Below are 19,740 nucleotides of genomic sequence, written 5' to 3' on the forward strand. Positions count from 1 at the left end.
CGGGCGTCCCTTCCGTGCACGGGTGCTCGGGAGAAGGGGCAGGATGGAGGAGTGAGTCTTATCGATGAGCTTCCCTCCGGAAATGACGCCGACGCCGATTCGCTGTTCGAGGGGTTCGAGCGGTGGGTGTCGGGGCGCGGGATCACGCTGTATCCCGCGCAGGAGGAAGCGCTCATCGAGGTGGTCTCCGGTGCGAACGTGATCCTTTCCACGCCGACCGGGTCCGGAAAGAGCCTGGTCGCGGCGGGGGCGCTGTTCGCGGCGCTCGGAAAGGACCAGGTCGGTTTCTACACGGCGCCGATCAAGGCGCTGGTGTCGGAGAAGTTCTTCGACCTGTGCGAGATGTTCGGGCGCGACAACGTCGGGATGATGACCGGCGACGCGAGCGTGAACGCGGACGCGCCCATCGTCTGCTGCACGGCGGAGGTGCTCGCGAACATCGCGCTGCGGGACGGGGCCGACGCCGACATCGGCGTCGTGGTGATGGACGAGTTCCACTTCTACGCCGAGCCCGAGCGGGGGTGGGCGTGGCAGATCCCCCTGCTGGAGCTGCCGCAGGTCCAGTTCCTGCTGATGTCGGCCACCCTGGGGGACGTCGGGTTCTTCCAGAAGGACCTCGCGCGGCGGACGGGGCGGCCGACCGCGCTGGTGACGTCGGCGGAGCGGCCCGTCCCGCTGATCTACGACTACCGGGTGACGCCGCTGCACGAGACGATCGAGGAGCTGCTGGCCGAGCAGAAGGCGCCGATCTACCTGGTGCACTTCACCCAGGCGGCGGCGATCGAGCGGGCCCAGTCGCTGATGAGCATCAACGTCTGCACGAAGGCGGAGAAGGCGCGGATCGCGGACCTGATCGGCAACTTCCGGTTCACCACGAAGTTCGGGCGCAACCTCTCGCGGTTCGTCCGGCACGGCATCGGGGTGCACCACGCGGGGATGCTGCCCAAGTACCGGCGGCTGGTGGAGCGGCTCGCGCAGGCCGGTCTGCTCAAGGTCATCTGCGGGACCGACACCCTGGGCGTCGGGGTGAACGTCCCGATCAGGACCGTCGTCTTCACCGCGCTGAGCAAGTACGACGGGCACCGGGTGCGGCGGCTGCGGGCGCGGGAGTTCCACCAGATCGCCGGGCGGGCCGGGCGGGCCGGGTTCGACACCGTCGGGTTCGTGGTCGCGCAGGCGCCCGAGCACGTGGTGGAGAACGAGAAGGCGCTCGCCAAGGCCGGCGACGACCCGAAGAAGCGGCGGAAGGTGCAGCGCAAGAAGCCGCCCGAGGGGTTCGTCGGCTGGGACGAGGACGTCTTCGCCAAGCTGCAGGAGGCCGAGCCGGAGCTGCTCCGGTCCCGGTTCCAGGTCAGCCACGCGATGCTGCTGTCGGTGATCGCGCGGCCGGGCAACGCGTTCCAGGCGATGAAGCGGCTGCTGACCGACAACCACGAGGAGCCCGCGGCGCGGCGGCGGCACATCTCGCGGGCGATCGCCATCTACCGGTCGCTGCTCGCGGGCGGCGTCGTGGAGGTGCTGCCGGAGCCCGACGACCTCGGCCGGTACGCGCGGATCACCGTCGACCTGCAGGAGGACTTCGCGCTCAACCAGGCGCTGTCGACGTTCGCGCTGGCGGCGTTCGAGGTGCTCGACCCGGCGTCGCCGTCCTACGCGCTGGACGTCCTGTCGGTGATCGAGGCGACGCTGGAGGACCCCCGGCAGATCCTCGCGGCGCAGGTCAACCGGGCGCGGGGCGAGGCCGTCCAGGAGATGAAGGCCGAGGGCATCGAGTACGAGGAGCGGATGGAGCTGCTCCAGGACGTCGATCATCCGAAGCCGCTGGAGGACGAGCTCGACGCCGCCTACGAGATCTACCGGGCCGGGCACCCGTGGGTCGGCGACCATCCGCTGCGCCCCAAGTCGATCGTCCGCGACATGTACGAGCGGGCGATGACGTTCACCGAGTACATCGGGTACTACGAGCTGGCGCGGACCGAGGGACTCGTCCTGCGGTACCTGTCGGGGGCGTACAAGGCGCTGCAGCAGACCGTCCCGGAGTCGATCAAGACCGACGACCTGATCGACCTGATCGAGTGGCTGGGCGAGCTGGTCCGGCAGGTCGACTCCAGCCTGCTGGACGAGTGGGAGCAGCTCGCGAACCCCTCCGACGAGGGCGTCGACGAGCCGATCGAGGAGCGGGTCACCCGGGTGACCGCGAACCCGCGGGCGTTCCGGGTGCTGGTCCGCAACGCGATGTTCCGGCGGGTGGAGATGGCCGCGCTGGAGCGGTACCGCGACCTGGGCGACCTGGATCCCGATTTCGGCGCCGCTGCCTGGGAAGACGCCATGGACGGCTACTTCGCCGAGCACGAGGAGCTGCTCACCGGCCCCGACGCGCGCGGGCCGAAGCTGCTGCAGATCGAGGAGGTCCCGGAGGACGCGCTGTGGCGGGTCCGGCAGGTGTTCGACGACCCGGAGGGGCACCACGACTGGGGGGTGACCGCCGAGGTCGACCTCGCCGGCTCCGACCAGGAGGGCGAGGCCGTGATCCGGGTGACCGGCGTCGACCGGATGTAGCCGGCCAGAGGCAGGGGAGGCGGCAGATGGTGCAGGTCGCGGTCGCGCAGTTCGCGCCCGGCGTCAACAAGGACGAGAACCTCGCGGCGATCGGCGACCTCGCCGGGGCCGCGGCGGCGCGCGGCGCGCAGGTCGTGGTGTTCCCCGAGTTCGCCATGTTCACCGCGCCGCGGATGGACGGCCGGTTCGTCGACTCGGCCGAGCCGCTGGACGGCCCGTTCACGGGCGGGCTCGGCGACCTCGCCCGGCGGCACGGCGTGCACATCGTCGCCGGGATGAACGAGCGGCGGGACGACCCCGACGGTCCCCCCGCCCGCCGCCAATCAATGGACGAGCTCCGCTCGGGGCCTCGCATCTCCAACACGCTCATCGCCGTGAGCCCCACCGGGGAGATCGTCGCCGAGTACCGCAAGCTCCACCTGTACGACGCGTTCGGGTACCGGGAGTCCGACATCGTCCAGGCGGGGGAGATCGGCACCCCGGACACGTTCACCGCCGGCGGCGTCACGTTCGGCATGCAGACCTGCTACGACATCCGGTTCCCCGAGGTGACGCGGCGGATCGTGGACGCGGGCGCCGACGTGCTGGCGCTGCCCGCCGAATGGGTGCCGGGCCCGCTCAAGGAGGACCACTGGCGGACGCTGGTCCGGGCCCGCGCGATCGAGAACACGATCTACGTGGCGGCGGCCGACCAGTGCGCCCCGACGGGCGCCGGCAACAGCATGATCGTCGACCCGATGGGCGTCGTCGTCGCGGGGCTGGGGGAGGGGCCGGGCATCGCGTGCGGGGAGGTCTCGCCCGAGCGGGTCGCCGCCGTCCGGGAGAAGAACCCGTCGCTCCGCCTGCGCCGCTTCACCGTCGCCCAGGCCGACTAGACCCGCGCCGGCCGGGCCGGCCTGTGTATCAAGGTGGCAACGGTCGGACATTCTCCGTGTCCGAGCGGGTGCCGAGCGTGACGATCGGGGTGTGCGCCTCTCCTCCAGCCTGCCGCCCGCCGGATTCACCCGCGCCGAGCCCAGACCGCCCCGGCGCCTTGTGCTCCGGCTGCCGCTCCTGCCCGTGCTGGCCCTCGCCCTGGCCGCCGGGGTGGTCCTCGCCGTCGGCTACGGGACGGCGCGGACGGCGCCCGCCCGCGTAGTCACGCCGGACGCCGCGACGCCGTCACCGTCCGCGAACCCGCCCGCGCCGTCCACGGAACGGTCCGAGCCGAAGGGCGTGGCGTCCGCCGCGCGTTCGAAGCGGCGGACACCCCGTCGCCCGCCCTCCGTACGGACGCCCGCGCATCGGCGCCCGGCCGTCCCGCGCGGGCCGGGCCCCCGCCCGCCCGCGAAGCACAAGCCGCGCACCGCACGCCCCGCGTCCCCGGCCTGGATCACCGCGGAGTGCCGGCGGCGCTTCCCGCACGATGCCTTCCGCAGGCGGGCCTGCGCCGCCGTCCTCACCGACCAGTTCGGGCGCTGATCAGGCGGCCTCGAAGATGAGCAGTCGCTCGATGCCGGCGCGCAGATCGCCGGCGTCCACTCCCGCCTCGGTCACCAGCCGTACCGCCATGAACTCCTTGTCGTGCAGCACGCCGAGCAGGATGTGCCCGCTCGCGATGTGCTTCTGCTTGAGGCGGATCGCGTGCCGCAGGCTGAGCTCCAGCGACTTCTTCGCCCTCGGGGTGAACGGGATGTGCCCCCGCCCGGCGCGCCGGGAGTCCGCCGGGGAGTCCAGGGCGCCCTCGCCGAAGCTCTGCTCCGTGGCCTCGCGGACGGCGTCCAGGTCGATGCCGATGCTCTTCAGCGCCTCGGCGTCGAGCGGCGTCCGGCCCATGGCGGCCAGGCGGGCGCGCAGGTCGGCCGCCGCCAGCCCGTGCTCGCCCAGGGTCCGCGCCGCGGCGTCGCCGCCCGCCAGGACGGCGATCAGCAGGTGCTCGGTGCCGATGAAGGGCGCGCCCAGCTCCCGCGCCTCCGCCTGGGCGCCGGTGACCGCACTCCGCGCGCTCTCGGTGAAACGCTCGAACATCTCGCTACTGCTCCTTCTGTGTCGTTCCGAGGGGGGACGACCCCCCACGCCCCCCGCCCGACTTCGTCGGGAGTGAGATGCGGCGCCCGCCGCCGTGCTTCTTGTGGACGGCCTGCCGGCTCACGCCGAGGCAGACCGCGATCTCCTGCCAGGACCAGCCCTGGTCGCGGGCGCCGGCGACCTGCAGCGCCTCCAGCCGCTCGGCCAGCTCGCGCAGGGCGCGCACGGCCCGCAGACCCACCGCCGGATCCCGGCTGCTCGCCTCCTGGGCGAGCTTCACTCCATCGCTCATGCTGTCAATGTAGGTTGACGTCGTCGCCATGTCAACCAACATTGACACTGTTCGGGACTCAGCGGACGGTCAGCAGCGTGGTGAGCAGGTCGTCCAGGCTGACCAGCCCGGCGATGCCGCCGTCCGGGGCGATGGCCAGCCCCAGGTGGCTGTGGTGCGACTTCAGGATCGCGACGGCCTCGCCGACCGGGGTGCCGACCGGCATCGCCGGGACCGGGTGCGCCAGCTCCCCGGCCGGGCTCGCGGCGCCCCGCGCCCGCGCCAGGTAGGCGTCGCGGACGTGCACCATGCGGGCGGTGCCCGGCCGGGCCGCGCCGCGCAGCATGAGCCGGGTGTGCCCGGTGCGGGCGGCCGTGTCGACGACCTCCTGCGGGGACGCCGCCGCCGGCACCGACACGATGTCGGGGACCGGGACGACGAGGCCGGCCAGCGGGGCGCGCGGCGCGTCCAGCGCGGTGGTGAGCAGCGTCAGCTCGTTCTCGTCGATCAGCCCGAGCCGCCGCGACTCCTGCGCGATGCTGCGCAGCTGCTCCGGGGTGCGCGCCACCTCCCGCGACTCGGCGGGCCGGACGCCCACGGCGCGCAGCAGCAGGTTCGTCGCGCCGTTCAGGGCCGCCAGCACCGGGCGGGAGACGGTCGCGAACGCGCGGAACGGCAGCGCGAGCACGGTCGCGGAGCGCTCCGGGTCGGCGATCGCCCACGACTTCGGCGCCATCTCGCCGACGACCATGTGCAGGAACGTCACCAGCGCCAGGGCCAGCACGAACGCGACCGCGTGCGCCGCCCCGCCGGGCAGCCCGGCGGAGTGGAACAGCGGGGTCAGCGCCCCCGCGAACACCGGCTCGGACACGAGGCCGAGGCCGAGCGAGCACATCGTGATGCCGAGCTGCGCGCCCGCGAGCGTCAGCGACAGCTCGTCGATCCCGGCGACGGCGGCGCCCGCGGCCCGCCCGCCGCGCGCCGCGGCGCGCTCCAGCCGCGGCCGCCGCGCCGCGACCAGGGCGAACTCGGTGGCGACGAAGAAGCCGTTGCCGGCCAGCAGCGCCAGCGTGACGAGCGCGCCGAGAGCGGGGCTCACGTGTCCTCCCGGGCGGTCTCGACGGTGCGGACGCGGATCAGCTCGGGCACGTGCCGGTGGATCGTCAGGACCTCGATCACGGCCGTGCGGGGCGGCTCGTCCAGCCGTTCCGGGGGGATGTCGACGCGCACCACGTCGCCGGGCCGCGCGACCCGGCCGAGCCGCTTCAGCAGCAGCCCCGCCACGGTCTCGTAGTCGCCGTCGGGCAGCCGGACGCCGGTCTCGTGGGCGACCTCGTCCATCCGCAGCCCGGCGTCGGTCGTCCACCACTCGCCGCTGCGGATCGCGAGCTCCTCGCCCGGCTCGTTCTCGTCGGCGATCTCGCCGACCAGCTCCTCGGCGACGTCCTCCCAGGTGACGATGCCGGCGAAGCCGCCGTACTCGTCCACCACGCAGGCCATCGGCTCGCCGGCGCCGCGCAGCCGGCGCACCACGTCCGGCAGCGGCAGCGAGGACGGGAGCAGCAGCGGCGGCCGGGCGATCTCGCCGACCGCCGTCCGCCCGGCCCGCGCCGGGTCCAGCGTGATCAGCTCCGCCAGCCCGACGACGCCGACGACGTCGTCCACGCCCGCGCCGAGCACGGGATAGCGGGTGTGCCCGCTCGCCGAGACGACGTCGCTCAGCTCGGCGGCGCGCGCGGACGCCGGCACGGTCACCACGTCCACCCGGGGCACCATCACCTCCGCCGCGTCGCGCTCGGCGAAGACCAGGGCGCGTTCCAGCAGGTCGACCTGCCCTTCCGGCAGCTGCTCACCGGACTCGCCGATGATGTGCCCGAGCTCCTCCAGCGTCGCGCCGTGGTGCAGCTCCTCCACCGGTTCGATGCCGACCGCGCGGACGAGGCGGTTCGCGGACGCGTCGAACAGCCTGATCAGCGGCCCCGCCACCGCCAGGTAGACCAGGGTGGAGCCGGCCAGCGCGCCGGCCAGCGACTCGGCCCTGGCCAGCGCGAAGTTCTTGGGGAACAGCTCGCCCAGCACCATCTGGACCACGGTGGCGAGGACGAACCCGGCCGCGACCGCCACGCCGGCGGCCGCCGCGTCCGGGACGCCGGCGGCGCGCACCGCCGGGTCCAGCAGGTCGGCCAGCGCCGGCTTCGCGATGAAGCCCACGACCAGCGCGGTGACCGTGATCCCGAGCTGGGCGCCGGACAGCATGAACGACAGCCGCCCCATCACCCGCACCGCCCGCGCCGCCGCCCGGTCGCCCTCGGCCGCCCGCTGGTCGAGGGCGGGCCGGTCCGCGGTGACGAACGCGAACTCCTGCGCCACGAAGTAGCCGGTCGCGGCCGTCAGCACCAGGACGGCCAGCAGCCCCAGCGCGCCGTTCACCCGCACTCCCTCCGCCGCGCCCCCGGCGGTCCGCACCGGGCCCGCCGTTCACGATCCTGCTTACCCCGGCGGGACGGTGTCTCTCGCGATTCCGGCACGGTTATCGACCGCTCTGCGTGGAATGAACCCAGGCACGGCCACAACGCGGCCGCGGCCACCGGCGCGAGGGGGCGCCGGGGGCCGTGGGTCATGACGCGGTGGGGAGCAGGCGATGAACGAGCAGCACCGTCCCCGTCCGGTGTTCGATCCCGCCCTCGGCGGCGGCGACCGCGCGCTGCTGGCGGCGGCGCCCGGACGGCTCGCCGCGGCGTGCGCGCCGGCGCCCCCGGCGCCGCGGCTGCGCCCCGCCACCGTCCTCGCGCGGCTGCTGTGGATCCCCGCCTTCGCGGTCTTCTACGGCGTCCTGCCCGGCGGCTGGCTGCGGCTCTGCCTGCTCGGCTCGCTGGACGAGGACGAGCTGGTCGGCGGCGCGGCGCGGTGGGGCCGGCTGCCCGTCCTCGCGATGATGCTCACCCCCGCCGTGCAGATCCTGCTGGTGCTGCTCGGCCAGGTCGGGGCCGCCGCGGTCCTGGCCGCGGTGAGCTTCACCGGCTGGGTGCTCGGCGCGCTGCGGCACGTACGGGAGCCCGCCGCCGCCCGCGCCGCCCGCGAGCACCACGGCCGCTACCTGCTGCCCGCGGACTTCGACCGGCCCGCCGCGGGGCTGCTCGTCCGCGCGCAGCGGGCCGTCGACGCCGTCCTCGGGTCGCGGGCGCACGGCGCCGGGCTGCTGGACGACGTCAACAACACCGTCGTGCTGCCCCGGCAGGAGTGGTCGATCGCGAGCGCCCTCGCCGAGCACACCCGGCTGCGCCGCGAGCGCGCCGCCCAGCGGCCCGAGCGGCTCTCGCCGCGCGTCCGGGCGCTGCTGGAGCCGCAGGACCGCGCGCTGGAGCTGTCGGTCCGCTCGGTCACCGGGCGCGTCGAGGCGCTGGAGGCGTACGCCCGGCGCGCCGGCGAGGTCGGCGACGCCTACCACGAGTCGCTGGTGGTGCAGGCCCTGCCCGAGCAGAACGCCCGCTACCGGGACCTGCTGGCGAGCACCGCCGGGGACGAGCCGGCCGGCGCGGAGATCCACGCCCTGGCCGAGGACGCGCGGCGCGCCGAGACCGCCCTGCGCGCGTGCGTGACGAGCGCGCTGCGGGCCGGCCGGGGCCTCGCCCCGCCGTCCGCCCCGCCGTCCGCCCCGCCGTCCGCCCCGCCGTCGGCCCCGCCGTCGGCCGGGCCGGGGGTCAGTTCTCGGCGAGCACGATGACGCGGTCGTCGGCCGCCAGCGTGAGCGGCGCCGCCTTGTCCGGGTTGAGGACCACGCCGTAGCCGGGCGGTTCGTGGAACCGCGCGGTCAGCCGGTAGCCGAGCGCCACCTCCCCGCGCCGCCGCGCCGACTCGATCAGCGTCGCGAAGTTCGCCTCCGCGCCGGGCACCAGGTAGTCGCCGGCGGGCTTGAGGTAGATCTCCGAGCCGGCCGGGTCGAGCAGGTCCACGAACACGTCGTACAGGTGCCGGTTCTCGCTCAGCTGGGTCAGCATGAGGCTGATCAGCTTCTCGCTGACGATGAAGTCGTCGGCCTTGGTGACCTGCGCGATCTCCCGGTTGGCGTCGTCGTTGATCTCGCTGACGATCGCGAACGGGTCGCCCAGGGGCGCCCCCGGGCTGGTCAGGGCGTCCTCCATGTCGCGCAGGTGCAGCAGCGTGACCAGGGTGCGGGCGTCGGCGTGGTCGGCATCGTGGCCGGCGTCCGACAGCACGATGACCTTCTGGTACGTCCCCACGTCGAGGGACTCCAGGGACGGCCGCTCGGTCGGCTCCGCCCGGACGAAGTCGATCTTGAGGTTGGCGGGAGGCGGGAGACCGGTGGTGGGGTCCTCGCGCGGCGCGGCCACCACCAGCTCCGACCCGGCGGCGAGGAACTCGTCCAGCAGCTCGATGATCTTCGGGGCGCGGTGGTTCCAGCCGAGCACCAGCGTCCGCTCGGGCACCGGCTCCCGCGCGACCGCCGTGCTGATCGCCTCCTCCCGGACGGGCGGGGCCTGGCCGCCCGCGAGCCTGATCAGCAGATCGTCCTCGGCCAGGATGATGACCTCGTCGTCGGCGCGCAGCACGGTGTCCATCGGCGGGTTGAGCAGCACGGCCCCGTCGGCGCGCCGCAGCCCGCCGGGGACGCCGAGGTCGTAGGCCGACAGCGACTCCCCGAACGGCCGGCCCGCCAGGGACGGCTCGGGCCGCATGTAGAACTCGTGGCCGACGAAGTCGAGCAGCTCGGTGCAGACCTGCGAGAGGCCCGACTGGCGGTGCGACTGCACGATCAGCCGGATCGCGACGTCGTCGGCGTCGATGACGTGCGCGCGCTCCCCGCCGGCCAGCCGGGCGGCGGGCAGGTTCGCCGAGTCGTGCACCGCGGCGACGACGTGCGGGCCGTGCTCGCCCCAGTTGCGGGCGCCGAGCGCCAGCAGCACCTTGATGACGCGGGTGTCGGCGTCGGCCAGCTCCGGCGTCACGATGAGGATGGACCGCGCGGTGCCGGGGCTGACCAGCTCCACGTCGGCGACCTTCAGCGGGTCGCCGGTGCGGCACACGATCCGGGTGCGGCCGAGGTCGCCGACCCGGGCGCGGATCGCGTCCTCCATCTCGACCTTGTCGCGGTCGGCGAGGATCGCCACGCACGAGCGGCGCCTGCTCTGGTTGGCCTCGACCAGCTCGCCGACCACGGTGAAGACCTGGTCGGACCAGCCGAGCAGGACGGTGTGGCCGTGCTCGACGATCCGCGACCGGCCCTTGCGCAGCTCCCCGATCTTGGCCTCCAGGCCGGTGGTGAGCACGCCGATCAGCGAGCTGACGATGAAGATCCCGCCGATGGTGGAGACCAGCATCAGCGCGAGGAACGGCCCCGTGCCGGTGTCGTCGCCCATCGTCCCCGGGTCCAGCGTGCGCAGCAGGCTGCGCCACACCATGCCGGGCCAGTGGCCGTTCTCCTCGCTGTCGCGCGGCGCGAGCAGGACGGCCGCGGACGCCACCACGACCACCAGCGCCACCGAGGCGAGGCCGAGCCAGCCGATGAGCGCGGGCGTCCCTTTCGACATCGTCCGGTCGAACCAGTACCGCATCCGGTCCCGCCGCCTCACAGGTGCCAACCGGCCCGCCCTCCTCGCCGTTGCCCGCCGCCGCTATTGCGGTGCCTCACCCCATTACCGGGCATTATCCCCTAAAAGCGATTTGCCCGGTGCGCACGTAAGGGGCCGGGGTGTGAGAATTCCACCCCGGCCCCTCGGTGCCGTGCCGGAACGCCGCCGGCCGCGCGACCGCTAGTGCGCGGCCTCGTACTGCTCGATCACATTGGCGGGGATACGCCCCCGCTCATTGACCTTGATGCCGCGGTTCTTCGCCCACTCGCGAATCTCGGCGGAGCGCTCGCGGCTGCCGGCGGTGCGCGACCCGCGGCCGGTGCGGCCGACGGGCTTGCGCGCCTTGCGGGCGCTCGCCACGAACGGCTCCAGGCCGTTGCGCAGCTTGGCGGCGTTCTTCTTGCTCAGGTCGATCTCATATGCGGTGCCATCGAGGGAAAAGCTGACGGTCTCGTCAGCCTCTCCGCCGTCGATGTCGTCCACGAGAAGGACTTCGACCTTCTGTGCCATGCGGGGACTCCCTCTAGCTATGCGTCCGGCTTGGCGTCCGGATGTGCCTCGATGAATGCAGCATAGACCTCATCCGATATCTTGCCACGTTCGGAGACTTCGATGTCCTGACGCAATGCCCACTCGCGGACATCGCCGTTCGTGTAGCCCTTGATCTTCGCGGTGCGGGACTTGCGGCCCTTCCCGGCGGCCTTCACCTCGACGGCGTTCTCGATGAAGGGCGCGAGCGCGTCCAGCATCTCGTTCAGCCGCTTGTAGTTGTCATCGCTCAAGTCGATCGTGAACGTCCGACCCAAGACTTCGAAGTCTCGCTTTACGACGTCGTCGCCTTCGGAGCCGTCGATGTCGTCCACGCGAATGACCTTCTCGGCCATGTGCTCTGTGTCTTCCTTCCCCTGGCCGGCGCGGCGCCCCTCGCCTGCGCGGCGAACCCGACCGTAGCGGATTCCGGGACGTCCATGGACGGGACACAGGGGAGACGCAGGGCAGAGGGCGTGCCGGGATCAGCCGCCGTGGCGCTGGATCCAGGTGTGCAGGAGCAGCATCATCTCCAGCCGGATCTCCGGGTCCTCGATGTCGAAGTCGAACATCTCGTGCAGCTGCCCCAGCCGGTAGCGGACGGTCTGCGGGTGCACGCACAGGACCTCGGCGGCGCCGGTGGCGTTGAAGCCGTGCTTCATGCACTCCAGCAGCGTCACCGCGAGCCGCGCGCCCTGCCGCGCCCCGGCCGCGTCCAGCGGGGCCAGCCGCCGGGCCGCGACGATCGCGGCGAGCGTCCCGCCCTCGCGCAGCAGCAGGCTCGGCAGGTGCTCCTCGGCGCGGACCAGCGCCCCGCCGCGCCGCGCGCCGCGGCCGGCCGGCGCGGCGGGCGCGAGGTCGAGCGCGCGCCGCGCCCACAGCAGCGACGTCCCGGCCTGCTCCACCGGGACCGACGGGCCGACCGCGCCGGTCCAGCCGGCGAGCGTCGCGGTCAGCTCCTCGATCCGCCCGGGGCCGTCGGGGTCGGGCATGACCAGGCAGGGGCGGCCGTGGTCCAGCCCGCTCAGCAGGGACGGCGGCAGCCCGGCCGGGCCCTCGCCGCCGCTGCCCGGCCGCGGCCGCAGCACGATCACCGCGAGGCGCCGCGGCAGCGGCCAGCCGGCCCGCGCGGACTGCTCGCGGGCGACCTCGGGCGGGGCCGGCGGGTCCGACAGCAGCAGCGACAGCAGCCGGCCGCGGCGCTGCTCGCGCTCCCCGGCCGCCTTCTCCCGGGCCCGCGCGTAGCCGTGCGCCGCCGCGGACGCCAGCGCGTCCAGGTAGGCGAAGTTCGCCTCGGCGAGCAGGCTGATCAGCGCGCGGGGGCGGCCGAGCCGCTCGGCCTCGACCGCGAGGTGCCGCCAGGCGATCCGCGACCCGACGCGCATCGCGTTCTGCAGGTGCTCCAGGCTGCGGCCCTCGACGGCCTCCCCGTAGCCGACGTCGAAGAAGACCTGGTACACCTCCTTCCACGAGGCGTCCGGGTCGGCGATCATGTGCACGAAGTGCTCCATCGCGTGCGCGACGGCGGCCTCGGCGACCCGCCAGTAGGCCGCGTCGCCCGGCCGGTCGTACTCCGGGACGTGCCGCAGCACGCCCTTCACCATCACGCCGAGCAGGTCCGGCAGGCGGGGCCGCATCCAGCGGGCCTCCTCCGCCGGGACGTCCCGCCACGGCTCCTCCGTCAGGCCCTCCAGGACCGGTGATCCGGAGTGCGCGTCCTCGTACGCCGCGGTCACGGTGCCACCTCCCGATCGCCTTACGCGAAAGCGTCGCCCGGGCGGTCGGGCGGCCCGGTCGCCTCAACCTAGGCGCGCCGCGCGGTCCGCGACACTCAGCCGCCCTCACCGTGTCGGGCGCCGTTTGTCAGCGCACTGACAAGGATTCTCCGCCGGGGGGAGCGGGCGGCGAGCGGAACGGAAACGCCCCACCGGACTCAAGTTCCCGTCAAACAGCGCATACCGGCTTGAGCGCGGGGTAGCCGCCGGGCATGCCCATTCACCGTTGAGGGAGTTGCATGATGGCCGATCCCGCCGGACGCGAGGATCCGAAACAGGAGCAGATGGCCGGCCGGCGGGTGAGCCCGGACGGAACGGAGCTCACCACCGATCACGGACTCCGGGTCGACGACACCGACAACTCGCTTTCCGCGGGCGAGCGCGGCCCGTCCCTGCTGGAGGACTTCCATCTCCGCGAGAAGATCACCCATTTCGACCACGAGCGGATTCCCGAGCGGGTGGTGCACGCGCGCGGCTCGGGCGCGTACGGGCATTTCACGCTGCACGAGTCGCTCGCCGAGTACACCACCGCCGAGTTCCTCACCGACACCTCGCTGACGACGCCGGTGTTCGTGCGGTTCTCCACCGTCGCCGGATCGCGCGGCTCGGCCGACACCGTCCGCGACGTGCGGGGCTTCGCGACGAAGTTCTACACGCGGCAGGGCAACTTCGACCTCGTCGGCAACAACATGCCGGTGTTCTTCATCCAGGACGGCATCAAGTTCCCCGATTTCGTCCACGCGGTGAAGCCGGAGCCGATGAACGAGATCCCGCAGGCGCAGTCGGCGCACGACACGCTGTGGGACTTCGTCCAGCTCCAGCCCGAGACCATGCACATGATGATGTGGCTCATGTCGGACCGGGCGATCCCGCGCAGCTACGCGATGATGCAGGGGTTCGGCGTCCACACGTTCCGCCTCGTCGACGCCGAGGGCCGCGGGACGTTCGTGAAGTTCCACTGGAGGCCGAAGCTCGGCACCCACTCGCTCGCCTGGGACGAGACCCAGAAGATCGGCGGCAAGGACCCCGACTTCAACCGGCGCGACCTGTGGGACCGCATCGCCGGCGGCGACTTCCCCGAGTACGAGTTCGGGGTCCAGCTGGTGCCGGAGGAGGACGAGCACAAGTTCGGGTTCGACCTGCTCGACGCGACCAAGATCATCCCGGAGGAGGAGGTCCCGGTGCGGCCGGTCGGCACGATGGTGCTGGACCGCAACCCGGAGAACTTCTTCGCCGAGACCGAGCAGGTCGCCTTCCACCTCGGCAACGTCGTGCCCGGCATCGACTTCACCGACGACCCGCTGCTGCAGGGGCGGCTGTTCTCCTACCTGGACACGCAGCTGATCCGGCTCGGCGGGCCGAACTTCCCGCAGATCCCGGTGAACCGGCCGATCGCGCCGGTCCGCAACCACCACCGCGACGGCTACCACCAGATGGACGTCCACCCGGCGCAGGCGAGCTACCACAAGAACTCGCTGTCGGGCGGCTGCCCGGCGGTCGGCGGCGCGGGCTCGTTCACCCACTACCGGGAGCGGGTGGACGGGCACAAGATCCGCAAGCGGAGCGAGAGCTTCGCCGACCACTACTCGCAGGCGACGCTGTTCTGGAACAGCATGGCGGACTGGGAGAAGGAGCACATCGTCGGCGCGTTCCGGTTCGAGCTCGGCAAGTGCGACCACATGCACGTCCGGGAGGGCGTCGTCGCGCACCTTAACCACGTCGACCACGACCTCGCCGTCCGGGTCGCCGAGGGCATCGGCGTGGCGCCGCCCGAGGCGGCCGTGACCGCCAACCACGGCCGCGTCTCGCCCGCGCTGAGCCAGGCCGACACGCCGGCCGACTCCGTCCAGGGCCGCAAGATCGCGGTCCTGGTCGCGGACGGCGTCGACTCGGGCGCCGTCACCGCGGTCGCGGACGCGCTCACCGGGGCGGGCGCGGTCTGCGAGGTCCTCGCCGCCAGGGACGGCCACGTCGAGGCGGCCGGCGGCGGGCGGGTCGAGGTCACCCGGGCCATGCCGACCGTCGCGTCCGTGCTCTACGACGCGGTGGTCGTGCCGGGCGGCGAGGAGAGCGTCCGGACCCTCGCGCAGGACGGCGACGCCGTGCACTTCGTCGCCGAGGCGTTCGTGCACTGCAAGGCGGTCGGCGCCCTCGACGCCGGCATCGGGCTGCTGGAGCGGGCCGGGATCACGAGCGTGCAGTTCGCCGACGGGAACGTCGTCAGCGACGGCGGGGTCGTCACCGGCGAGGGGGCGTCCGCGCAGGCGGAGCTCCCCGCCAAGCTGATCGAGGCCGTCGCGGCGCACCGGCACTGGACGCGCGACAAGGCGCACGTGCCCGCCTGACGGCGGGACGCGCCCCGCCGGGGGAGCGGGGCGGATCGGGGACGGGGCCCGGTCCGGCGGACGAGGCGAGCCGCCGGACCGGGCCCCGCCGCATGGCCGCATTCTGCCAATTATCTGTGGGCAACCTCACAGGCCGTGGTGTATCCGTCCTAATTTGAACGAAATTGTGAAAATATATCTTGTGCGACCGGGACGCTAAAACGGTCGGGCCGGCGCGCCGAAACGCGCGCTTATCGGTCCGCATTGCGGCCGGATGACGTGCGCGGTCGGCCCTCCCGGCCGCCGCACCCCGCCCTGCAAGTGGACGCTGACATGCGGTTTCCATCCCGCGACGCCCCCGCGCGGCGGCCGTCCCGGGGACGCCCGGTTGCCGGACTGGGCAGCCCGGCGGACCGCGGACTGCCCAGGGGTGCAGTTCATCGACGCGCATTTCTGTAGCAGGATGACGCCCGTCCGGTCGGCTTATCCGCCCTTCCCGGAAGGGCACCCGATGCCGGTTTCCGGCAGGCGGATCCGGGGAGCCCGGGGCCGGTAATTGGAGGGAGCGCGCATGACCGCGTCCGTTATCGAACGATTCGGCGAGCTGGTCGTCGACGAGTCCGACCCCTTCTACTTCGACCACCCCCTCGACCACGTGCCGGGCATGCTGCTGTTCAGCGGCCTGCTGGAGCTGGCCGCCCGCGCCGACGGGCTGCGGGCGGGCGGCCGGGCGCCGGCCCGGGTCGTCGCCGGGCTCGACTTCACCCGGTTCTGCGAGCTGGACCGCGGCACCACGCTGTCCTGCCGCCCCGTCCCCGGCCGCAACCGCGCCTGGACGGTCGCCGCGCGGCAGTCCGGCCGGGAGGTGTGCGGCGGCTCCATCGCGTTCGCCGACGGGGACCCCGCGCCGCCCGCCGCACCCCGCCCGCCGGCCCCGGCGCGGCCCGCGCCCGCCCGCCTCGTGCACCGGCACCGCCCCGGCAACGTCCTGGTCGGCGCGCCGGTGCGGCGCGGCACGGGAGTGGTCGAGTGCGCGGTCCTGCAGCCGGCGGGGGCGCGGCCCGGCGAGCCCCGCGGGCCCGTGGAGATCGTGGAGGCGGGGCGGCAGTTCGCCACGATGCTGGAGCACGAGGAGCACGGCCGCCCCCTGGACGCGACGCTGCTGTGGGCGATGCTGCGGCTGGACGTCCCGTACCGCGTCGGCCGCGACGTGCCGCTCGTGCTGCGCTGGCTCACCGCCCGCGCGTCCGGGCGCCGCTCCCGCTGCGCCGCCCGGCTCGCGGACGCCGGCACTGCCGCCGATCTCGGCTCGCTCACCTACGAGGCGTACGCCGTGGACCCCGAGCAGTACGCGCGCACCCGGGCGCGGTGAACGCCGCGATGAGGTCCGTGACGCTCGCCCCGCGCCTCCTGCTCGTGCTGGGCGTCGGGGTGCTGACCTGCGGGATCGTCCTGAACGCGGGGCGGGACGGCGCGGCGGGGACGCTCGCGGCGGTGCTGCTGGCGGCCTATCTCGGCTGGCTGCTCCTGGAGGCCCCGGTCACCTTCCGCCGCGCGCCCGCCCCGCCCGCCGACACCCGCACGCTGCTCCCGTACGGACTGGCCCGCCTCCTGCTGGTCACCGGCGCGTCGCTGCGGCCCCCGCCCTGGGACCGCTGGACGCCGTGGCTGCTCGTCCCCTGCGCCGTGTTCGCCGCGGGCGTCGTGCTGCGGCGGGCGTCGATCCGCGCGCTCGGCCGGTTCTACTCGCATCACGTGGCGCGGCAGGACGGCCACCGGGTCGTCACGGGCGGGCCGTACGGGACGGTCCGGCACCCGGCGTACGCGGGCATGCTGCTCGCCAACCTCGGCTTCACGGCGTTCTTCCCTCATCCGGTGACCATCGCGGCGCTGCTCCTGCTGGCGTGCGCCGTGGCCTGGCGGATCCGGGTGGAGGAACGGTCGCTCCTCGATGTTCCGGGCTATGCGCAGTACGCCGCCGGAAGGCCGCGCCTGCTGCCGGGAGTGTGGTGACGATGGGCGAGATCGGGCACAAGTTCGCGCGGCTGGACGCGCTGCGCGCGGCGGGGCTCCCCGTCCCCGTCCTGTTCTGCCTGCCGGCGGGCGAGTTCGACCGGGCGCTCGGCGCGCTGCGCCTCCCGCCCGCCGAGGCGGTGCCGGCCGCCGACTGGTGCGCCGCGGCGGCGTCCGCGCTGGCGGAGGCCGTCCCGGACGGGGACCTCGCCGCCGCGCTGCTGGACGCCTTCGACGAGCGCATCGGCCCCGGCGGCATGGCGGCCGTGCGCGCGTGCGCCGTGCCGGGGCGCGACGGCGGGGGAGGCGGGGGAGAGGACTCCGCGGACGACCCGTTCGCCGGGATGAGCGACAGCTTCCTGTACGTCCGGCGGGACGGCCTGCTGGAGGCGGTGGCGCGCTGCTGGGCGTCGGCCTTCAAGGCCGGTGCCGTCGCCTACCGCGCGCACAAGGGCCTCGACCCGACCGCCGCGCGGGTCGCGGTGGGCGTCCAGCGCATGGTGCCGGGGACCCGCTCGTTCGTCGCGTTCACCCGCGATCCCCGTGACGGGACGCGGCATCACATCATCGCCGCCGCGTACGGGATCGGTGAGGGCGTCGTCCAGGAGAAGGCCGACATCGACCACTTCTTCGTCGATCCGGTGACGGGCACCGTCCGGGCCGAGGTCGTGCCCAAGCGGCGCATGGTCGGCCCGCCCGCGGACGGCGAGACGGACCCGCGCGTGGCCGAGGTGCCGGAGGGGCTCCGCGGCGTCCCCGTGCTGACCGACGACGAGGCCCGGCACGTGGCCGGCCTGGCCGCCCGCGTGGAGGAGCACTTCGGCCGCCCGCAGGACATCGAGGGCGCGTTCACCGCGGACGGCGCCGTGCACCTCCTCCAGGCGAGACCCCTCGCGGAGGGCGCGCGGGACGACGGACCCCGCGTCCACTGGGGGAACCACAACATCACCGAGAGTTTCCCGGGTGTCTCGGGCGCGCTCACCTACTCCCAGGCGCGCATGTTCTACGAGCTGGCCTTCACCGACCTGTACCGGCGGATGGGCGTGCCCGCGCGGCGGCTCCGCGTGGACGCGCACCGGCTGCCGCGCATGGTCGGGCACCTCGACGGCCGCGTCTACTACCGGCTGGACGACTGGCAGGAGCTGCACGGCCGGCTGCCCGTGTTCGACCTGATCCGCTCCGGCTGGGAGGAGAGCATGGGCATCACCGGCGACGCCCGCGCGGCGCGCCGCCGGTCGCGGGTCCGGGCCGCCGCGGCCCTGCCCGCGCTCGCCCGGCGCGCGGCCGGGCACCCGCGGGCCGCCGCGCGCTTCCTGCGCTGGTGGGACGGCGTGATGGCGCAGGTCGACGACCCGGCGGCCCGGCCGCTCGCCGAACGGCCGGCCGACGAGCTGATCGCCCTGTACCGGCGGGTGTGGGCGGAGGCGTCGGTGCGCTGGGGCGTCACGCTCGCCAACAGCGTCTACGGCCTGCTCGCGCTGCGCGCCGGGACCGCGCTGCTGCGCCGCTGGGCGGACGCCGGGCCCGAACTGCTCGCAGCCCTGCTGTGCGGCGGCCGCGAGAACCGCTCGCTCGCCGCCGCCCGCGCCGCCATCGCCCTCGCCGAGCACGCCGCCGCGATCCCGGACCTGAAGGCCGCCCTGCTCGCCGCCGATCCCGCCGGTCCCCCGGGCGAGGACGGCCTGCGCGCGGTGTGGGACGACATCGCGGCGGGCCGGTACGGCTCGCACCTGGCCGCCGAGGCCCGCGCCCACCTGCGCCGCTACGGCGACCGCGCGGTCCACGACCTCAAACTCGACGCGCCCACGCCCCGGCAGCGGCCCTGGATGCTCGCGGAGGCGCTCGTCCCGCTCGTCCGGCAGGGCGCCACGGTCGCAGGCAGCCGCGCCGCCGAGGAGCGCGCGGCGGCCGACGCGCGGCGGCGGCTGCGGTCGGCCTGCCGCGGCCCGGTCCGCCGCGCCGTGCTGACCGCGCTGCTGGCCGTCATGCGCCGGCTCGTCCGGACCCGGGAGGACACCCGGTTCTGCCGCACCCAGCTGTTCGGGCTGTCCCGCGCGGTCCTGTGGCGGCTCGGCGCCGACCTCGCGGAGGCGGGCGCCCTCGACGACCCGAGGGACGTCCTCGACCTGACCGTGGAGGAGGTCCTCGGAGCGTTCGACGGCACCCTGCCCGGCTCCGGCCCGCGCGGGCTGCGCGGCCTCGCCGCGGTGCGGCGCGCCGAGCGCGACCGCCACCGGGACGCGCCGCCGCCGCCCGCGCTGCTGTCGCTGCCCGCCGGGCGTCCCGTCGCGGCGGCCCTCGCCCGCGCCCGCCCGGCCGGCGTCCCCGCGGACCGGGGCGGGGACGTGCTGCGCGGGCTCGGGTCCAGCGGCGGGACCGTCCGGGGCCGCGCCAAGGTCGTCCTCGACCCCGGCGTCCCGCCCGGCGACTGCGCCGGCCGGATCCTCGTCGCCAGGGAGACCGACCCCGGCTGGCTCTCCCTCATGATCGCCGCGTCCGGCCTGGTCGTCGAGCGCGGCACCCTGCTCTCGCACACCGCCGTCACCGGACGGCTGCTCGGCGTGCCGGCCGCGGTCGCGGTCGGCGGCGTCGCGGTCGCGGCGAGTTCCTCGACGGTCTGGTGCTGGAAGACGTCGCGGGGCGTGATGACCAGGCCGGACTGGCGGGCGCGG

Annotated in this window: 16 protein-coding genes; 8 read left to right on the forward strand and 8 right to left on the reverse strand. The window is 74.3% G+C overall.

Annotation, left to right across the window (positions count from 1 at the left end):
- Positions 1 to 51 precede the first annotated feature (51 nt).
- The 3 genes from ABZ806_RS30755 to ABZ806_RS30765 all read left to right on the forward strand — a co-directional run bounded on the left by ABZ806_RS30755 (position 52) and on the right by ABZ806_RS30765 (position 4,020).
- The gene (locus ABZ806_RS30755; protein WP_500220924.1) at positions 52 to 2,559 is read left to right on the forward strand and encodes a DEAD/DEAH box helicase; all 2,508 of its coding nucleotides are present in this window, start codon (positions 52 to 54) and stop codon (positions 2,557 to 2,559) included.
- Between the two features lie 26 nt (positions 2,560 to 2,585).
- Positions 2,586 to 3,434 (forward strand): carbon-nitrogen hydrolase family protein, encoded by an 849-nt coding sequence (locus ABZ806_RS30760; RefSeq protein ID WP_500220925.1) that lies wholly within the window; start codon positions 2,586 to 2,588, stop codon positions 3,432 to 3,434.
- A 91-nt stretch (positions 3,435 to 3,525) separates the two neighbouring features.
- On the forward strand, positions 3,526 to 4,020 hold the full coding sequence (locus tag ABZ806_RS30765) for a hypothetical protein (protein ID WP_500220926.1): 495 nt from the start codon (positions 3,526 to 3,528) through the stop codon (positions 4,018 to 4,020).
- Here ABZ806_RS30765 and ABZ806_RS30770 read toward each other — a convergent pair whose 3' ends face one another.
- From ABZ806_RS30770 to ABZ806_RS30785, 4 genes are read right to left on the reverse strand one after another with little or no spacing between them, the layout of a single operon-like run.
- Entirely contained in the window at positions 4,021 to 4,566 is a 546-nt protein-coding gene (locus tag ABZ806_RS30770; RefSeq protein WP_500220927.1) for a Clp protease N-terminal domain-containing protein, read from the reverse strand.
- 4 nt (positions 4,567 to 4,570) lie between these two features.
- On the reverse strand, positions 4,571 to 4,858 hold the full coding sequence (locus tag ABZ806_RS30775) for a helix-turn-helix domain-containing protein (RefSeq protein WP_500220928.1): 288 nt from the start codon (positions 4,856 to 4,858) through the stop codon (positions 4,571 to 4,573).
- A gap of 58 nt (positions 4,859 to 4,916) precedes the next feature.
- The gene (locus ABZ806_RS30780; RefSeq protein ID WP_500220929.1) at positions 4,917 to 5,936 is read right to left on the reverse strand and encodes a hemolysin family protein; all 1,020 of its coding nucleotides are present in this window, start codon (positions 5,934 to 5,936) and stop codon (positions 4,917 to 4,919) included.
- Entirely contained in the window at positions 5,933 to 7,267 is a 1,335-nt protein-coding gene (locus ABZ806_RS30785; protein WP_500220930.1) for a hemolysin family protein, read from the reverse strand. The genes ABZ806_RS30780 and ABZ806_RS30785 overlap by 4 nt, the downstream gene beginning before the upstream one ends.
- Positions 7,268 to 7,478: 211 nt before the next feature.
- Between ABZ806_RS30785 and ABZ806_RS30790 the strand changes: the two genes are divergently transcribed.
- Positions 7,479 to 8,561 carry a hypothetical protein gene (locus tag ABZ806_RS30790; RefSeq protein WP_500220931.1) on the forward strand — a complete coding sequence of 361 codons (1,083 nt, stop codon included), beginning with the start codon at positions 7,479 to 7,481 and terminating at the stop codon, positions 8,559 to 8,561.
- On the opposite strand, the gene ABZ806_RS30795 is transcribed toward ABZ806_RS30790, so the two are convergent.
- The 4 genes from ABZ806_RS30795 to ABZ806_RS30810 all read right to left on the reverse strand — a co-directional run bounded on the left by ABZ806_RS30795 (position 8,539) and on the right by ABZ806_RS30810 (position 12,692).
- Positions 8,539 to 10,437 carry a CASTOR/POLLUX-related putative ion channel gene (locus ABZ806_RS30795; protein WP_500220932.1) on the reverse strand — a complete coding sequence of 633 codons (1,899 nt, stop codon included), beginning with the start codon at positions 10,435 to 10,437 and terminating at the stop codon, positions 8,539 to 8,541. The two genes, ABZ806_RS30790 and ABZ806_RS30795, sit on opposite strands and share 23 nt — an antisense overlap.
- A gap of 171 nt (positions 10,438 to 10,608) precedes the next feature.
- A complete protein-coding gene (locus ABZ806_RS30800; RefSeq protein ID WP_500220933.1) occupies positions 10,609 to 10,938 on the reverse strand; it encodes a histone-like nucleoid-structuring protein Lsr2 in 330 nt (109 codons plus the stop codon).
- A gap of 17 nt (positions 10,939 to 10,955) precedes the next feature.
- The gene (locus tag ABZ806_RS30805; protein WP_163060795.1) at positions 10,956 to 11,312 is read right to left on the reverse strand and encodes a histone-like nucleoid-structuring protein Lsr2; all 357 of its coding nucleotides are present in this window, start codon (positions 11,310 to 11,312) and stop codon (positions 10,956 to 10,958) included.
- Between the two features lie 129 nt (positions 11,313 to 11,441).
- Positions 11,442 to 12,692 carry a PucR family transcriptional regulator gene (locus tag ABZ806_RS30810; RefSeq protein ID WP_500220934.1) on the reverse strand — a complete coding sequence of 417 codons (1,251 nt, stop codon included), beginning with the start codon at positions 12,690 to 12,692 and terminating at the stop codon, positions 11,442 to 11,444.
- Between the two features lie 323 nt (positions 12,693 to 13,015).
- Here ABZ806_RS30810 and ABZ806_RS30815 point away from each other — a divergent pair, with 323 nt between their 5' ends.
- The 4 genes from ABZ806_RS30815 to ABZ806_RS30830 all read left to right on the forward strand — a co-directional run.
- Complete coding sequence (locus ABZ806_RS30815; RefSeq protein WP_500220941.1) at positions 13,016 to 15,076, forward strand: catalase; 2,061 nt, start codon at positions 13,016 to 13,018, stop codon at positions 15,074 to 15,076.
- A 550-nt stretch (positions 15,077 to 15,626) separates the two neighbouring features.
- On the forward strand, positions 15,627 to 16,427 hold the full coding sequence (locus ABZ806_RS30820) for an AfsA-related hotdog domain-containing protein (protein WP_500220935.1): 801 nt from the start codon (positions 15,627 to 15,629) through the stop codon (positions 16,425 to 16,427).
- A gap of 17 nt (positions 16,428 to 16,444) precedes the next feature.
- Positions 16,445 to 17,068, forward strand: coding sequence for a methyltransferase family protein (locus tag ABZ806_RS30825; protein ID WP_500220936.1), 624 nt, complete (start codon positions 16,445 to 16,447; stop codon positions 17,066 to 17,068).
- Positions 17,069 to 17,070: 2 nt separating this feature from the next.
- A partial coding sequence (locus ABZ806_RS30830; RefSeq protein WP_500220937.1) for a PEP/pyruvate-binding domain-containing protein occupies positions 17,071 to 19,740 on the forward strand: 2,670 nt, incomplete at its 3' end.

Source organism: Spirillospora sp. NPDC047418, from assembly GCF_040643275.1.
Taxonomy (GTDB): Bacteria; Actinomycetota; Actinomycetes; order Streptosporangiales; family Streptosporangiaceae; genus Spirillospora.

Excerpts from the sequence above, each read along its gene's own strand:
- ABZ806_RS30805 (WP_163060795.1), bottom strand. The coding sequence starts at position 11,312 with ATGGCCGAGAAGGTCATTCGCGTGGACGACATCGACGGCTCCGAAGGC.
- ABZ806_RS30760 (WP_500220925.1), top strand. The coding sequence starts at position 2,586 with ATGGTGCAGGTCGCGGTCGCGCAGTTCGCGCCCGGCGTCAACAAGGAC.
- ABZ806_RS30820 (WP_500220935.1), top strand. The coding sequence starts at position 15,627 with ATGACCGCGTCCGTTATCGAACGATTCGGCGAGCTGGTCGTCGACGAG.
- ABZ806_RS30790 (WP_500220931.1), top strand. The coding sequence starts at position 7,479 with ATGAACGAGCAGCACCGTCCCCGTCCGGTGTTCGATCCCGCCCTCGGC.
- ABZ806_RS30815 (WP_500220941.1), top strand. The coding sequence starts at position 13,016 with ATGGCCGGCCGGCGGGTGAGCCCGGACGGAACGGAGCTCACCACCGAT.
- ABZ806_RS30770 (WP_500220927.1), bottom strand. The coding sequence starts at position 4,566 with ATGTTCGAGCGTTTCACCGAGAGCGCGCGGAGTGCGGTCACCGGCGCC.
- ABZ806_RS30800 (WP_500220933.1), bottom strand. The coding sequence starts at position 10,938 with ATGGCACAGAAGGTCGAAGTCCTTCTCGTGGACGACATCGACGGCGGA.
- ABZ806_RS30775 (WP_500220928.1), bottom strand. The coding sequence starts at position 4,858 with ATGAGCGATGGAGTGAAGCTCGCCCAGGAGGCGAGCAGCCGGGATCCG.